The sequence below is a fragment of the Clostridium sp. AF32-12BH genome (genome assembly GCF_003477935.1).
GTDB lineage: Bacteria > Bacillota > Clostridia > Lachnospirales > Lachnospiraceae > Brotaphodocola.
In genome coordinates this window covers 66,086-83,136 of record NZ_QUEH01000004.1, presented here as the reverse complement: position 1 = coordinate 83,136, position 17,051 = coordinate 66,086, and the positions used below count along the sequence as shown (strand labels likewise).

At 43.3% G+C, this 17,051-nt stretch carries 14 protein-coding genes; 2 read left to right on the top strand and 12 right to left on the bottom strand.

Annotation, left to right across the window (positions count from 1 at the left end):
* Window positions 1-44: 44 nt before the first annotated feature.
* From pepD to DWZ40_RS05015, 6 genes are all read right to left on the bottom strand, one after another.
* Window positions 45-1,502, bottom strand: a complete 1,458-nt coding sequence (gene pepD / locus DWZ40_RS05040; protein WP_182431622.1) for a beta-Ala-His dipeptidase — start codon at window positions 1,500-1,502, stop codon at window positions 45-47.
* A gap of 10 nt (window positions 1,503-1,512) precedes the next feature.
* The gene (locus DWZ40_RS05035) at window positions 1,513-2,811 is read right to left on the bottom strand and encodes an amidohydrolase (protein WP_182431621.1); all 1,299 of its coding nucleotides are present in this window, start codon (window positions 2,809-2,811) and stop codon (window positions 1,513-1,515) included.
* On the bottom strand, window positions 2,741-3,991 hold the full coding sequence (locus DWZ40_RS05030) for an ABC transporter permease (RefSeq protein ID WP_118541361.1): 1,251 nt from the start codon (window positions 3,989-3,991) through the stop codon (window positions 2,741-2,743). The genes DWZ40_RS05035 and DWZ40_RS05030 overlap by 71 nt, the downstream gene beginning before the upstream one ends.
* The gene (locus tag DWZ40_RS05025) at window positions 3,988-5,031 is read right to left on the bottom strand and encodes an ABC transporter permease (protein WP_118541359.1); all 1,044 of its coding nucleotides are present in this window, start codon (window positions 5,029-5,031) and stop codon (window positions 3,988-3,990) included. Before DWZ40_RS05025 ends, DWZ40_RS05030 begins: the two co-directional genes overlap by 4 nt.
* Entirely contained in the window at window positions 5,028-6,635 is a 1,608-nt protein-coding gene (locus tag DWZ40_RS05020) for a sugar ABC transporter ATP-binding protein (protein ID WP_207664488.1), read from the bottom strand. Before DWZ40_RS05020 ends, DWZ40_RS05025 begins: the two co-directional genes overlap by 4 nt.
* A 79-nt stretch (window positions 6,636-6,714) precedes the next feature.
* Window positions 6,715-7,986: a DUF3798 domain-containing protein gene (locus DWZ40_RS05015; RefSeq protein ID WP_118541357.1), complete on the bottom strand. Its 1,272-nt coding sequence runs from the start codon at window positions 7,984-7,986 to the stop codon at window positions 6,715-6,717.
* 274 nt (window positions 7,987-8,260) lie between these two features.
* On the opposite strand from DWZ40_RS05015, the gene DWZ40_RS05010 reads away from it, so the two are divergent.
* Window positions 8,261-9,214, top strand: coding sequence for a LysR family transcriptional regulator (locus DWZ40_RS05010; RefSeq protein WP_118541355.1), 954 nt, complete (start codon window positions 8,261-8,263; stop codon window positions 9,212-9,214).
* A 38-nt stretch (window positions 9,215-9,252) separates the two neighbouring features.
* Window positions 9,253-9,498, top strand: coding sequence for a hypothetical protein (locus DWZ40_RS05005; RefSeq protein ID WP_118541353.1), 246 nt, complete (start codon window positions 9,253-9,255; stop codon window positions 9,496-9,498).
* A gap of 106 nt (window positions 9,499-9,604) precedes the next feature.
* Here DWZ40_RS05005 and DWZ40_RS05000 read toward each other — a convergent pair whose 3' ends face one another.
* The 6 genes from DWZ40_RS05000 to DWZ40_RS04975 all read right to left on the bottom strand — a co-directional run bounded on the left by DWZ40_RS05000 (window position 9,605) and on the right by DWZ40_RS04975 (window position 16,897).
* Complete coding sequence (locus DWZ40_RS05000) at window positions 9,605-11,341, bottom strand: phospho-sugar mutase (protein ID WP_118541351.1); 1,737 nt, start codon at window positions 11,339-11,341, stop codon at window positions 9,605-9,607.
* 178 nt (window positions 11,342-11,519) lie between these two features.
* Window positions 11,520-12,503, bottom strand: coding sequence for a spore coat protein CotS (locus DWZ40_RS04995; protein ID WP_118541349.1), 984 nt, complete (start codon window positions 12,501-12,503; stop codon window positions 11,520-11,522).
* A 93-nt stretch (window positions 12,504-12,596) separates the two neighbouring features.
* Window positions 12,597-13,823: a CCA tRNA nucleotidyltransferase gene (locus tag DWZ40_RS04990; RefSeq protein ID WP_347560047.1), complete on the bottom strand. Its 1,227-nt coding sequence runs from the start codon at window positions 13,821-13,823 to the stop codon at window positions 12,597-12,599.
* Between the two features lie 67 nt (window positions 13,824-13,890).
* Window positions 13,891-14,586, bottom strand: a complete 696-nt coding sequence (locus tag DWZ40_RS04985) for an MBL fold metallo-hydrolase (RefSeq protein WP_118541347.1) — start codon at window positions 14,584-14,586, stop codon at window positions 13,891-13,893.
* 6 nt (window positions 14,587-14,592) lie between these two features.
* Window positions 14,593-14,883 (bottom strand): DUF4996 domain-containing protein, encoded by a 291-nt coding sequence (locus DWZ40_RS04980; RefSeq protein WP_243035205.1) that lies wholly within the window; start codon window positions 14,881-14,883, stop codon window positions 14,593-14,595.
* Window positions 14,846-16,897, bottom strand: a complete 2,052-nt coding sequence (locus tag DWZ40_RS04975; protein ID WP_118541343.1) for an extracellular solute-binding protein — start codon at window positions 16,895-16,897, stop codon at window positions 14,846-14,848. Before DWZ40_RS04975 ends, DWZ40_RS04980 begins: the two co-directional genes overlap by 38 nt.
* Window positions 16,898-17,051 lie beyond the last annotated feature (154 nt).

Here is a 17,051-nt window from a genome sequence, read left to right as displayed (position 1 = left end):
TCTGTAAACTACAAGTTTCTGTGCCTGCATTTATTATCGTTTATTTATGCTTTTGTAAGATTTGTCAAGGTTTCTCGAATTAACATATATACCTTTTCGAATGTATCCATATACAATCTTTCTTTCGGTGTATGATAATCCACATAAGTAGCTGCCGTCGTCACCATATCCAATTCCGGAATTTTTTCTTTTAATACAACACAATCATTTCCTCCATGGCTGATGTTTACCTTGGGTTCTTTTCCAAAAAGCTTTTTGTAAGTTTCAATCATCACATCGCGAATCTCAGATTTTTTAGACCATTGCCACCCCCGGTCCAGATTCACGTATTCTATAACAAATCCCCAATGCTTCATAAAAGTCTGCATTTCTTCATTCAGGGCTTCTCCGTTTTCCATTTCCTCCGTGGAAATAACAGAAAAAACGCGAATTCCATCCGATTCCGTGTAAATTTTCTTCATAATAACAGAACAGCTTACTTCGTCCACGCGACAAAGCTTTCTATTTCTTGCACCATAAGGCATCAAATAGATTGCCTCAATCAGACGATCACTTTCTTCTTTCTTCAACATATCTCCAACCGGTTCTTCTCGTTCTATTCGGACCCGGATATCTGGATCTGCATCTTCGTGTTCTATTCGGATAAGTTTCTGCTGCTCTTCTATAATACGAAACATCAGGGACTCTTCTCCATTTGCCAACACAATATGGCTGTCACAACTTTCTGGTATACTTTTTCCAACTTTATCCATAGATACCACACGTACATCCATCACTTTATTCAGATAATGTAGTAAACGTGCTGTCATTTTAATAGCACAGATTCGCTCCTGCGGAATCCCTGCTCCCTGATCTCCGCCCTTGAGACCGTCTACTACCAGGTGATATGCTATGCCATGAACAGCTTCACGATGAGTTGGATAAAAAGAAGTCATTTCAAATTTTGTTGAAGTTCCCATGCGAAAGACACCTTCAGAGCCAGCATCCAAGCCAATTACTTTCCGCGATTGAATAAGAGATGCATCAAAATGCTTTGCACCAAGTAATCCCACTTCTTCCTGTACAGTAAACAAACATTCCAGTGGAGGCGCTATCAGTTTTTCATCTGTGAGCAATGTCAGCATTAACGCGACAGCACAACCATTATCTGCCCCAAGGGTCGTATGGTTTGCATGAAGAATATTTCCCTCTTCAATCAATTCAATCGGATCCGTATCAAAGTTATGTTTGGAATCTTCCGTTTTCTCTCCAACAATATCCAAATGACCTTCCAAAAGCACAGACGGTAAATGCTCATAGCCCTTACTTCCCGGGCGTCTCACCAGTACATTGTGAATATCATCCTCGTAATACCACAAACCATGTTCCTTTGCAACACGAACTACATAAGCAGCTGCCGCAGCTTCATGATAGGAGACTCTGGGGATATTTGAAATATCTTCAAAATAATGATACAACACAGTAGGTTTTCTATCCTGAATCACATAATTTTTCTTTTTCACGTTGCACTCCTTACTCCATGCTGTTAAGAAATGCCAATGCAGAAGCTACCTCTGCTGCCGCTCCGGCCTTCATGGCATTTTCATCCCAGTTATAGGTTGGCTGATGATTTTTTGATGGCGTCTTTTCTCCCGGATATGCTCCGCCTACCCATAGATAGCCTCCTGGAATACCTGTTGTCAAATATGCACTAAAATCTTCTGATCCTGGTCTGCACTGATCTGCTTCCAGGACTTTATCCGCGCCAAGCACTTTTTTAATAGCCTCTTCAAATAGTTCCATTAACGCTGGATTATTATCTACAGTTTCACAAACTTCCTCATATTCCATTTCGTAAGTAGTTCCAACGGCATCACAGACCCCCTTACATACTTCGTGAAGTCCATCTATCACTCGCTGTCTCACTTCTGGCTTCAGAGTTCTTACCGTACCGATCAGCTCTGCATATTCTGGAATAATGTTCTCTTTACTTCCACCATGAATCGCGCCAACAGTTACAGTTGCAACGTCTTGCGGATTTACTTTTCTCGCCACAATCATCTGAATATCTGTAACAATCTTACAAGCTGCCAAAATCGTATCTGTGCATTCATGTGGCTTACAACCATGCCCTCCATGTCCATGTACCTTAATCCGGAAGCTGTCTGATGCCAGATACGCAGAACCTTTTCGAATTGTAATGGTACCAGCTTCCCAAAACATCATATGTGCAGCCATAATAGCATCTGGTCTCGGATTTTCTAACACTCCATCCCTTACCATAGCATAGGCTCCTCTTCCGCCTTCTTCTGCCGGTTGGAAAATAAATTTAATCGTACCATGTATTTCATCTTTATGCTTTGTTAAAACAGATGCAGCCGCCATTAACATTGCCGTGTGCCCATCATGTCCACATGCATGCATAATCCCCGGTGTTTCTGATGAATAAGAAAGACCAGTTGCCTCCTGGATGGGCAAAGCATCCATATCTGCTCTTATGGCAAGCACTTTCCCCGGTTTTCCGCCCTTCAGTAAGGCAACCACGCCCATTTTTCCTACATGTTCTGTTACTTCTAGTCCAAGATTTTTTAAATGAGATGCAACAATTCCTGCTGTTCGTTCCAGATTGTATCCCAATTCTGGATGACGATGAAAATCTTCTCTCCATTCCCGCATCTGTTCATACATTTCATCTACTTCTTTTTTAATATCAAACATACTGCGCTCCTTTCCGAAAACATCTTTTCTTTCAATGTTGATGCTATGCCTTTGCTGTTTTTCTTTTTCCTCTTCCCGAAATATGAAGTACCAGAGACAGCGTAATAACACCATAGGAAATCGCCTCACGGAAATACTCTCCATAAGCAGCATCATTCAACAATGCTTTTCCTGCAAGCGGCGCAATTACGAATAATGTATGGAACAAGATAATTCCAATAATCCCCTGCTTCACAGTTGCTTTTTTTGTGGATGCTCCACCAACCAGAATTGCAGCAACTGCGAACAAGCCAACCTTCTCATGACTGGAATAAGTCGTAAAGTTACCGATATTCTGAAGAAATATAATCTGCCCCCATGATGCCATGATAGTTGATAGAATAATAGCAATAATTCTCGTTTTATCTACATCAATACCCGACGCTGCTGCTACTTTCATATTCATTCCAATTGCACGGAAATCCTGTCCCAGTTTTGTTTTCAAAATGGCATTGACTATCAATCCAAACAGAACCATTAAAATCAAAGGAACTACTGGAACACTAGTAAACTTCATAGCAAAAGCAACCTGTTTATTACATGTTCCAACAATCCAAAGAGCCAATACTGCCAATGCATAAACACCATACTCCCACAGCTTTTGCTTATAATTTGGAAGCTTTTCTCTGTAAGTCTTTATAATGCAAAATGCCAATACAGCAATTGCTATTATCACAATAGGAATGAAAAGTTGATCTAAACGCAGTTTCAATACATTATCCAAAGCATTCACTACAGAATCTTCCAATTTCAGCGTATCTTTAATACCAATACCGGTATAAATCATAATACGATCATCCGTCATAGGAATTAAAGTTCCGATTAATACTAAAAAAAACATCTGATAAAGACCATTTGCGAAAAAACCTGTAATCATACCAGTAATCATTTCCTGGCCTTTTGTTTTGTTAAACAGCTTTCCAAGGAGCCATCCGAAAATAATGGAAAGTGGTGTACAGATTAGCACTGCCACAATAATTGCCAACAGTCCTTGTATTCTCCAATGCGTCACAAATATGTATCCTGCCTGCGCTGCCATTGCACCAAGAACAATACCAAAATTCAGTCCAATACCTGCAATAACCGGAATAATCAAAGAGAAAACCAAACCAAAATTTCGAAATAATCTTGTTGCAACCTCAGAAAGGACATAGCTAAATGTTTGACCTGAGGCAATAAAACCACACACACAAAGTACGAGGAATACAAGCGTTACTATATTTTCTTTTACAATTCTTTTCATCTGTTCTTTCATCGAGATTCACCTGCTTTCGTAAGTGCATACAGAATGATGCCATTCTGAATAATAATTCTCACAATCTCCGATAAAGATCCCTCTGGCATAATGACATTGGCAATCGGTAATGTAAACGTCATAATAGACTGATAAAGGATTGTTCCAAGAATGACGTTAAAAATACCTGCTCGATTCACGGTTGCTCCTCCAATCAAAATTGCAGCGACCGCAATAAATGCCATATTCAGTGGGGCCATATAATACTGGAAAAATCCATAACTTTGGGCATACACAATAATGCCAATAGCACCTAAAATTGTAGAAAGCATCATTCCAAGAATGCGCATTTTATCAACATTAATTCCAGTTGCACTTGCAAACGCAGGATTTGCCCCTGCCGTTTTCATTATGATTCCAAGTTTGGACCGCATAAAAATCCACACAAGAAGACACATCAAACCAACAAACAAAAACAAGCCTGTGGGAAATACGAGTTCATCTGTAATCCGTATTTCTAAAAAATGATCTAATATCTTTTCATATTTTCCGGTTAAGGAAACGATAGAACGGACACCGTTTCCCTGTGGCCACCGTATTTCCGCATTCTTGATTGGGAATGCCATCCAGGCAATACACATAACAGCCACCGCCGTATAGCCAGAATACGTTGCTATCATCATCTCAGATCCCTTAATCTTATTGAGGATCATGCCATAAAGAATACCAACCACAGCTGCAATTGGAATCGAAATAATCATTGCAGAAAATAATCCAGTCCAACCAGTTGCTCCTGCATCCAGACTGATTACGCTTCCAACCAAACCACATAAAATTCCAAGCGGCAAAGCCATATTCATTTTTATACCAGATTCAATCGCAGGAACCATGGCAAGCACCAATATCATATACATTCCAATACGTCCAAATGCCTGGGTATAAAGCATCTCAATCTGAAGACCAAGTATTGGCATTGCAATGAGAATAACCACCAACAAACCAATAATAATCAGTCTGGGAATTCCCAATGTATTTATAACTTTCTTTATACGTGCATTCATTCCTTTTCCTCCTTCTCCGAAGAAGTATCTACTTTTGTACCTGACATCATCAGTCCAAACTCTGCATCCGAAGAATCTGGATAAAGAATTCCTTCCAACTTTCCACCGGTCACAATTGCAATCCTGTCACATACAGAACGCAATTCTTTTAATTCACTGGATGTCATAACAATGGTAACACCCTTTTCTCGATTTAATTTTACCAAATGATCCAAAAGCAGCTGTTTTGCTCCAATATCAATTCCTCGGGTCGGCTCTGAAACAAACAAAAGATCAGGTTCCATAGTCAACGCTCTTGCCATACAGACTTTCTGCTGATTTCCACCACTCAAATCAGACACATGCTGCTTCCCACTCACACATTTAATTTTAAAATCCTGAATCATTTGATCAGAATTTTCTTTTACTGCTTTTTTATCAATCTGCGTAATTGGTCCAAACTTTTTCAAGAATCTTCCATTCACCCGAAGAGCACCAATCGCAATATTCTCTTCAATTGATTCACTCAAAATCAATCCCACATTTCTTCTGTCTTCTGAAACAAATGCAATCTTTCTCTTTAACACCCCTAATGGATTATTTAATGGAAGTGCTTTTCCTTCATAAGTAATGTTTCCATCCGATGGATATAAACCCAAAATACCGTTTGAAATTCCAATTTTACCCTGACCAGCCAATCCGCCCAGTCCGATAATTTCTCCTTTTCTAATATCCAGGTCAAAGCCTTTCACCGTTTCTCCAGGCATATCTACTTCCAGATTACGAATCGACATAATAATTTCCCGGTTATTAAGATTTCTTTTTTCCGCAATAGAACCAGCATCAATTCCACGACCAACCATTAACTCAGCTAACTTAATCGCATCTGTATCTTTCTTCTCAACTGTACATACCTGTTCACCATCACGCATAACCATAATTCTGTCCGAAACCTGAATAATTTCATCCAACTTATGACTGATAAAAATAACTGCAACTCCCTCAGATGCAATTTTTTTCATGGTATCCAGCAATCTCTGTGACTCTATTTCTGTAAGTACCGCTGTAGGTTCATCAAAAACGATCAACTTCATATTCGTCTTATCGATTTCACGCGCAATCTCTACAAATTGCATGTAACCTACAGGTAGACCAGAAACTGTCTGTTCTTCCGAAACTTCTAACCCTATTTTATCCAAGGACTTTCTTGCATCCTGTTTCATAGCTGGTCGATCTAAATTACTCAAACGTTTTCCAAATACTTTAGAAAGTAAACCCTGTTTTAAAATTTCTCTGTTCAATTTAATATTTTCTGTTATTGTAAATCCCGGAAGAAGCATAAATTCCTGATGAACCATACCAATTCCCAATTCCATGGCTTCCTTCGGCGACGCAATATGTACTTCCCGTCCATCAAAAAACACCTGACCTTTAAACCCACCAGTTCGATGGATCTGTTCCATACCAAAAAGTACATTCATTAATGTTGACTTTCCAGCGCCATTTTCCCCAACCAGTGCCATAATTTCTCCGGGTTTTATATCAAAACTGATACCCTTTAGGACTTTATTTCCATAATATTCTTTCTCAATGTGATCCATCTTCAGAATATAATTTTTGTCCACGTATTCCACCTCCGATTGTTTTTCGTATGAAAAAACAGGCGGCGCCTAAAGACCGCCGCCTGTATCTGTTTTCTTGTTTTTATTCAAAAACATGCTGTCCGCCAAGGACACGGAATACATAATCGTATTCTTTACCATCGTTATTTGCCCAATAATTTACCTCTGCACCTTCGCCAGATAAAGTTCTGTAACATGCCTGAAGTGCCTCAAGAGCAGCATCACCCTTTGTCTCAGTAACAACACCACTGCAGTAGAGCATTGCATACATGGTACCAGCCTGTACATAAGTCATATTCAGAGATACCGGCCAAGTGGAAACACGACCGTTTTCATTGGCTTCATTTACCTTTTCCTGAATTGCTGACAGCATATAATCACTATCACCTTTCTTGTCTTCCGGTACCTCAATATTCAAAGCTGCCGGGAATCCATCAAACGGAGTTGGATCAGACTGTCCACAGTACATCGCATGACCCTCAAATACGCATTTAATGATTGGCTCATGCATTGCAGTATTGGTAGAGAAGAACACAGTATCTTCACCAAGAGATTTAATCTGACGCGGAACATCTTCCAAGATAAACTGCTGCGTACCTGCAGTACCAGAATCTCCCTGTGGATCTGGAGCAGTTACTTCAAGGAAGTTAATGCCATTCTCTTCACAGATTTCTTTCATCCGTTCACATCTCTTTGCGATATTCTGATTAGACATATGTCTTGGGAAAGAATAGTGCACGAAATTCTTTGCGCCCATAGATACAGCCAAGTTTGCAACCTGATCTGCAAAACCAAGCTGATCTTTACATAAGACAACGTCTGCTACTGTTGCCATCTCATCATAATCTTCATTCGGATTGCAGGCAACTGTCAAAACATCATCTCGCACTTCTTTTAATTTTTTAATTGCTGCAATCGTACCATCCTGTGCCTGATTAAATACAATTGCTTTGACATCTGGATCTGATGCCATCGCCATAACCTTGGAAATTGTAGTTTCCTGCTCTGCAACTGCATTAGCCGGGAAAGTATCTACCAGAACCTTATCCTCTCCGTACTTCTCCTGCAGACGAATCGCACTACGGTAATTTTCTTCACCCTGGCTAACAGAACTACTCATGATGCCAATTTTAAAGTTCAATTCCTGCTGATCAATCAAATCCCAAACATCAACTGCTGACCAGTCAACTGCACCGGCTGCTTCTGCCTTTGTCTCCTCCGATGCAGCCGCTGCTGTTGTTTCTGCCGTTGAATTAGCCGCTGTTGTTGAAGTTGTCGATGAACCGCCGCACGCTGCTAAGCTGATTGTCATCGCTGCTGTCATCAACGCTGCCAATAGTCTTCTTTTTTTCATAGTAGTTCCTCCTTTTAAATGTATATGATATTCTATATTGTAACTTTTCGCTCTGCATTGTTTTCAGAATATTCTCATTAGTTTTGAATATTTTTGTTTTATAGAAATATCATATCTTTGTTTTTCTCAATTATAGACATATTTTCCATTTTTGTCGAACACATATATTTTATAACTACTATTGATTTTCCTTATAGTTTACTATAGAATATTTTTAATAGTTATAAAATTAAGTTTTTTTCTCACTTTTATTATAAAAAGTGCACAATGTCCTATGATTTTAAAAGAATTAGAATATATTTGTGAAGTTGCCAAACATGAAAATCTTTCGGAAGCGTCAAAAATTTTATCTATTTCCGAACCAGCCTTAAGCCTTTTTCTCAGTAATCTAGAGCAAGAACTCGGCATCCGTCTCTTTACTCGCGAAAAGAACCGTCTAAAAATTACTTCTGAAGGGCAAATTTATGTACAAACTGCAGGTGAAATGCTCAACGTACGTAACCGACTATACGCACAATTACAAACTTTAAAATTTCAACAACGAATCCGTATTGGATTAGCCAGCAATTATGGATTTCATATTTTTTCTAAAGTACTCGCATCTCATAAAGAACTCTATGCCAATACAGATATCTCTGTATCGGAAGGTCGTGCTTTTTCACTGTTGCATCTACTGCAGCATTTGGAACTGGATTTTATTATTTTAGCCAGAGATTCTCTTTTGTCACTGCCAGACTGTAATGTAGAACTAATCCGCAAAGAACCTTTTGCTTTATTTTTAGCTCCAGATCATCCCATTTTAAAAGCACACCCAGAATTTGCTGTCCCCGTTGGAAAGTTTCCGCCCCAAACAGATATTTCTCATTTTCGCGCAGAACCATTTATTCTTTCCCCGGCAGAAACCTCCGATGGCGCAGTTGCTATAGATATCCTCAATGACTACTGTCCTGGCTTCCATGTATTCTGTAACATTAACAATACAAATTCCATTATGGAAATGGTTAAAAATCAGCTCGGTATCACACTTATGCCAATTGCTTCATATCTTTCCTGCTCCACTTGTCAAGATCTTTGCTGGTGCCTGCCACCCAAGAACTACTATCGATATCTGCAGCTGATTCGCTTAAATAATCATCGATCATCCAACTTGGAAAAAAATTTAATCAATGATATGCTTCAAGCATACTATTCCGAACATTTGGAAAACTTCTTTAGTACCTCGTCTTAACTTATAACAAAATTTAATAAATCTACAGGAGGCTGTGAATGAGTATTTTATCGATAAGATTAGAACGCGGGCAGGCAATCGGTAAGGCTCAAGGAGAGGCTTCAATACTGACGGATTTGATCGTTAAAAAAATTGAACAAGGAATTATGCCGAAACAAATATCTGAAATACTGGAAATTGATCTCGCTACGGTTGAAAAAATATATAACATCGCAAAAGAATATGGTCCAAATTACAATGTTGCAAAAATCAGTGAGATTTACAGAAAAAGCATATCAATATAAACAATATTGTGCAGTAACGAACGAGGGGCGAAAGTTTCCACAGCCGCCATGTATGGCGGCTGTGGAAACTTTCGCCCCTTTGATTTACTGTGCGATATTGTTTATATTACAGCAGCTTGTCCACTTCCCCCATCAACGCTTTTCCAAGTGCCTCGGACTTCGCATCTGCATCCTCTAAGGAAGTTCCCTTGATTCCGTAGTAGAACTTGATCTTCGGCTCGGTGCCGGACGGACGGATGCACAGCCATGCATTGTCGTTCATGTCGTAGTAGAGCACGTTGGAGGACGGCAGACCGGTCGGTGTTACTTCTTCGGTTGCCATGTTGCGGATGGTGTCGTTCTTGTAATCTCTTGCAGAGAGTACCTTGTAGTCACCAAAGCCTTCCGGCGTGTTGTTACGGAAGTGTTCCATAATGGACTGGATCTTTGCCAGACCTTCGATGCCGGATAAACCAATGGATTTCACGGCGTCTTTGTAGTAGCCGTATTTCTCATACATTTCTACCATGGCATCCCACAGAGTCATGTTTTTGGTCTTGTAGTAGGCAGCTGCCTCGCAAAGGGCAACGGTTGCGGATACAGCGTCTTTATCACGGGCATAGGTGCCAATCAGGCAGCCGTAGCTCTCTTCCATACCGAACATATAATGGCCAACGCCGGTGCGCTCCTCTTTTAAGATCTGCTGGCCGATCCACTTAAATCCGGTCAGGCACTCTACCAGCTTGCAGCCGTAGGAAGCAGCCACTGCGTCGATGAGGTTCGTGCTTACGATGGATTTTACGACTTCGCCGTCTGCCGGAATCGCGTTCTTTGCAGCCTTCTGGCTCAGCACGTACTCGCACAGCAGGGAACCGGACATATTACCGGTAAGGGAAATATATTTACCGGATTTGGTGTCTTTTACATATACGCCAAGACGGTCTGCATCCGGGTCCGTTGCAAGAACGAGGTCTGCGTTCTTCTCCTCAGCCAGCTTTAAGCCCAGGGCAAATGCCTCTGCTGCCTCCGGGTTCGGATAGCTTACGGTTGGGAAATCGCCGTTCGGAAGTTCCTGCTCCGGTACTACATAAACATTCTCGAAACCAATCTCTTTTAAGACTCTGCGCACCGGGATGTTGCCGGTTCCGTGAAGCGGGGTGTAAACGATGGTGATATCCTTCTGCATCTTGTCGATCGCATCCTGGTTTACAACCTGTGCTTTGACATGTGCGATGTATTTGTCGTCGATTTCCTTGCCGATCACCTGATAGAGACCTGCTGCCATGGCATCCTCTGCGCTCATGGTCTTTACGGTGGACAGATCCTCGATGGCAAGAACCTCTTCGGTTACCCCTTTGTCGTGCGGCGGAGTAAACTGTGCGCCATCTTCCCAGTATACTTTGTAACCATTGTATTCCGGCGGGTTGTGGCTTGCCGTTACGTTAATGCCAGCGATGCAGCCTAACTCGCGCACTGCAAAGGACAGCTCCGGAGTCGGACGAAGAGACTCAAACTTATAAGCCTTGATGCCGTTGGCTGCCAGGGTACGTGCTGCTTCATCTGCAAATTCCGGGGACATATGTCTGGAATCGTAGGCAATGGCAACGCCTTTCTTGCTGCCGCCCTGTTTGATGATATAGTTTGCCAGGCCCTGGGTCGCGCGGCGCACCACATAGATATTCATGCGGTTGATTCCTGCGCCGATAATGCCGCGCAGACCGGCAGTGCCGAACTCCAGATCCATATAGAAGCGCTCTTTGATCTCGTTTTCATCATGCTCGATTGCCTTTAATTCTGCCTTGGTATCCTCATCGAAATACGGGTTAGACAGCCATTCCTGGTAAATCTTCATGTAATCCTTCATAAAAAACTTTCCTCCTGTGCTCCCTCTTAATTTCATGCTGTAACTGCCAAATCTCCTCACAGTTACCACTGTTTTTATTATACCTCAGTAAAGAAAAAAAGGAAAGCTGAACCTGTCTTCATTGTCAATTTATGAACGACAAAAGACGACAGATTTCTGATAATTTTTCTATTTATTTTCAAAACAGACTCTCCAGAAAGTGTTTTCTCGCATGCTGCTGCATCTCCAGATTTTTCAGTTTTTCTACATTTTTATCCGGAATCCAGGCTTTGTTGGCATTGTAATAGTAATTCAGCTGTTTCCAGTATTTTTCTGGATATAAAAACAGATAATACAGATAGTTCCGGTCTTCTTCCGTCATGGGCAGTACCTCATGATAAGCCTCAAGCATGGCATTTCCCAGAAACGCATTCCATCCATGCTTCTCCATCACTTTCCGCATAAACCGGTACAGATCGCTCATCTGCTGCCCAAGATGCATCTGGCTGAATTCAATGAATGCCGCCATTCTGTTTTCCTGCATCGGCAGAATGTGGTGCTGGTCTAAATCACCATGACACAAAAAGAGCCGGTTTTCCGCCTGATCGTGATCCAGCGGCTCCAGCCCTTGTTCTGCCTGCAGTGCCTGATGATAATACTCATCGAAACTTTGCATGACACGTAATTCAAATTCTGTTTTCTTTCGTTTTCCCCGAATAAAATTCCGCACCCGTTTCATTTCCCGGTTGTGACGCGCCATCTCCTCAGAAAGATCAGGCGGCACCGTAGAGCCCAGGCTCCATGCCTCCTGCCAGGGGATTTTCTGAAGTCCTTTATGAAGCCGGGCAATCTGGCGGACGCAAAAAAGGATTTCCCGCCGCTCCCGCAGGCTGCATTCCCGCTCGGTAAACCAGTGTTTTAAAACATACCGGACTCCATCCGGACCTGCCGTCATCAGGTTTCCTTCCAGATTTCTTACATAACGGTCCATCCGGCAGATTTCCATCTGCGAAAGTTCTTCCTGCACTGCATCCTCAAACTCCAGACGCGTTTGAGACCCCCGGTACTCTTTTAAGAGCCGGAGACCGTCCGGATACTCACAGATCCAGGCTCCGCGTCCGCGCCGGACGTTCAATACTTCTCCTTCGTACTGCTTCAAAACCTCCAGATAACTGTCGATCACGCTCACCCCTCCACTTCATGCACCAGCAAACAGGAAGATACTCTCCAACCTATGAAAAGATTTCAGGGATTATACATTTCTGCCATAAATTTCCTATCTGTGCATATCTGCAAGAAGCTTCAGAAGCGTCTCCTTCTCATTATCCTGCGGCACCTCAAGCACATGCTCCAACAGCTCATGCAGCATGGTCCCCATCTCTTTGCCCGGCTTCACCCCGGCGGCAATGAGATCCTGGCCCTTTACGGCAAGCTCTTTTAAGCTTAAGCAGTCGCCCCGTCCGCGGATCAGGGCAACCAGAGCACGAATTTCCATTCCATAGCCATTTAACTCCATCAGGCTGTCCCAGACCTCCGGCTCCATGCAGCTCATCATACGGCGTACCTCGGCTTCATCGGCCGCAGGGGTTACATCTGCCCAAGTCACCAGGGTCTTTACCCTGGACACCGTTTCATTGTCCAGCTTTAAATCCCGAAGTACCCGCACTGCGTTTTCCGGACTGTTTCCACAGCGAAGAAAAGCTGCCCAGCGCACATATTTTTCTTTCGGCAGCGCTGCAGATACCCGGGCATTCTGCCAGTCCAGCGCGGCAAAGGCCGGTGACACATAAGTACTGATGCCGGTCTCATAGACTTCGCGGATCTTTTCCGGATGCTCAGAGCAGAGAAGCTTGGTAAGCTCCATCTGGATGCGCTCCTTGCTCACCTTTGCCAGATTCGGTGCGATCACGGAAATTGCTTCAAAGGTTTCTTTCTCAATCTCAAAATCAAGCTGCGCGGAAAAACGGATAGCACGTAAAATGCGCAGCGCATCCTCCGTAAAGCGCTCCATGGCATTGCCCACACAGCGGATACGGCGGGCTTTTAAATCTGCCACACCGTCAAAGGCATCCACGATCCCGGTCGCATGACTGTAGGCCATGGCATTGATGGTAAAATCCCTGCGGCGCAGGTCTTCCAGAAGATCTGAAGTAAATTCCACCTGCTTTGGATGACGTCCATCCTCATACTCACCGTCAATGCGATATGTCGTCACCTCATAACCGGTGCGGTCCATCATGATCGTTACTGTGCCGTGCTGAATGCCGGTGTCGATGGTTCGGCGAAACAATGCCTTTACCTGCTCCGGCCTTGCAGAAGTAGTAATATCCCAGTCACCGGGTTTGCGTCCAAGCAGGGTGTCACGCACACAGCCGCCTACCGCAAAGGCCTCGTAGCCGTGGCTGTTTAACGTATGAATGATCTGCTCCACATGGGCAGGAATCTGCATGCTGTTCATATCGTAAATCTCTCTTTCCTGTTTGTTCCAACATTTCAGAATCATTATAAGGGTCATCCTGAAAAAAAACAAGAAAATCCTCCGAACTTGAACGTCCGGAGGATTTTCCTGTTCAGATTTTCACCGGCTGCATGACCTGGCAAAATCCCATTGTCTTTAATTTTTCCGTGAAATCTGTTGTAAAATGCATACAGTACACATATTTCCTCAGATCTTCCGGAATATCGCGCTCCAGTTCTTCTAATGGACAATGCGAGCGATGGCCGGAAGAAAATTCCGCAGTATCCTGATAAATCCGGATGATCTCTCTATTTCGGAATTTTTGAAGAATGGATTCCGGAATTTCATAAGAATCCCCACTGTAATATATGCTCTCCCCGTCGCACTCGATCACATAGCCATAACAGCGCATGTCATCTGCATGTCTGACCGGAACCGCATTGATGTTTAACTTACCGTCTTCCAGAGCATGGCACTCCAGCCGGTGATAGGCCGCGCGGTCAATCCCCATCAGATCCAGAAGCTGCCACAGCCCGGGATCAGGATGCATGACCATCACCGTTTTTCCCAGCACATAATATGCATATGAAATAAGCGACGGCAGACTTCCCACATGATCTGCATGCAGATGCGTGATCAAAATCAGGATTTCATCATACTGTCTCAGAAGATCTTTCTGATACAGCTTCAGAAAAACACTTTCTCCAACATCCACAATGTACAGCTTTCTTCCGATCGTAAAGTATGCACTGGTGTTTCCATCCAACGGATTAAACGAGGAACCACAGCCCAAAAAATTTAACTTCATACCTTATCACTTCCGATAATTATTTTCCCTGAGATAATTGACACAATGCATGGTCCAGTCTGTCTGGATAATATCAAAGCCCTTCTGAGCAAGCCATCCCCATCCCTGAGCCGGATTTTCCAACAGTGAAATATCATCGGAATGCCCTCCCGCCAGCGGCACACGGCTGGAATACAAAATCGCGTTGCCCCATAAAACACGACCTTTCTTCTTCTGTTCTTCCAGGTAGGCTTCCTGCACGATCGGTGACTGCTCTGTCTTAAACACAAGTTCTGCTCCGGCATAATGAATCTTCATTTTTTCGATTTTCTCTGAAGCATGGTCTTCCTCCATAAAGATCGGCATATAATCGATAATGGTATTTACTGTATGTTTTGATGCTGGGAGAAACACTTCCCAGAGCTGCCATGCCAGAAGCCACCGGGTCGCTGGTCAGCCACTTTATAAAAGCAAGCGCATCCTGCTTGCAGCTGCTGTTTTTCGAAATGCCAATCGTGCCTCCGCCGTAGATTGGATTGCGTCCCGGCACCATGGCCACTCCGATATTACCGACAACCCTGGAGCCTGATCCCAGAATTTCTGATGCATAGTTACTGAAATTGATCATCATGGCCAGCTTCCCCTCCGCAAAATCCTTTGCTGAGGTCGTCCACCATCTGACAACCTTCTTGTCAGAATACCGTTTTGCCGTCACCAGCTCCTCGAGGGCCTGAATTCCAGCCTGGTCATTGATCACCACTCTTCCGTCCTTTTCATAAAGATGCTTTTTATGGCTGAACAGCCTTGTCAGAAATTCCGTTGCCGTAACACCCAGATTTCCCAATGTCAGATTTGAATAGTAATTCTGCTCCAGATGTTCATTTTCCGCAAAAAATTCTGCAATCTGATTGTACTCTGTAAAGCTTTTCGGCACCTTCAGTTCTGAATGATACGTTTCGCTGTAAAGTCTCCGCACGGCAGTGTTTTCAAAGAGATCCTTTCTGTAAAACAGAAGCTGCGTGCTCGGTGTAACCGGAAGCGCATAGGCTCTGCCGTGCACCACAGAATACTTTTTGATCAGAGACGGAATATATTCCTGGTAGCAGGAGCCAATGTCTGCGTCAATTTCGTCCAGCGGCACCAGAATGCGCTCCGCCAGCCACGACAGCCAGGTAACATCCAGGCGGAAAATATCATAGACATCCTTTTTCTCTGCTTTTAGAAACTGTTCATAAATATCGTCATAAGCATAGACATCAAACAGGATCTGTGTACCGGTTTCTTTTGTATAAAGCCTTGCGAGTCCCTTTAAGATCATAGTCTCCGGGCTGTCAATCGTAAGGATGCGCAGCTGCTTTACCGGCCTGCTGCCACACTCCATCTGATTCCACAGGCGAAATCCATCATTTTCAAAAAGCTGTTCCGGCTGTGCCTGCTTCTCACCGCTTTCTCCAATGAGTGTTTCTGCAACAGCCCGCCCCAGCAGGCCGTAATTCAGTTCATATTTCCGGTAATCCTGCTCCGGAAGTGACGTCACGGAAGATAGCGTAAAAATCGGAATTGGCTGCTCAAGAGAAAAATTCTCCACCACATGCCGGATTTTTTCTGCAAACCGTATATTGCTTGTCACCACAGCATCATAATCCTCTTCCTTCATCAAAAGATCGATCATGGAATGAGAAACACGGCGGTTATCTGTTGTAATATGTGTATATTTTACTTTTCCACCACGGAACCGGCTGCACAGTCCTCTGCTGAAATCATGCTCATTGGAAAAGCGCATGGAATCTGTGATGACTGCAATGCGATGAAAATCCTCTGAGATCACTTTTTCAGCAATCCGTTTTCCTGCCAGTTCATAATCAAATCCAAAATACGGATAATGTTCTGCCCCGTGCCGTTCGACAAAACACAGGTTTTCAAATCCGGCATAGGCTTCCCTGCACTCTTCCTGATTCATGCAGGTGACTGCTGCAACTCCAAATGCCATCACTGCCTTAGCTCTCTGGAGCATATCATATTCGCATTTGCGATTATTATTTGTAACCAATAACTCTACAATAAACCCCCGGACCTCTGCATAATTTTTCAGGCAATAATAAAAATCCCGATAATTCCGGTTTTCCATGGAAGGGACGATCACACAGATGATATTTCCGCTTCCCTTGCGAAGAATCCTGGCCCTTTCATTTATCGTATAGCCCAGCCTGCGCGCTGCTTCTTCCACCGCACGGATTTTTTCGCTGCTGACATTTCCCTTACCGTTTAAAACATTCGACGCTGTTCCCTGTGACACTCCTGCAAGCTTTGCAACATCGATGATCGTTGCCATCTTCTCCCCCCTGACATCCTGCTTTTATCGTAACGGTTCATCCGCATATCCGTGCAGCAAAGGCACAGGTCTGCTGAACAGTTTCCTTTTATCCATATTGTAGCAACCCGCTGTGCAAAAAACAAGAATGACTTCCGGATTTACAAACTGCGCT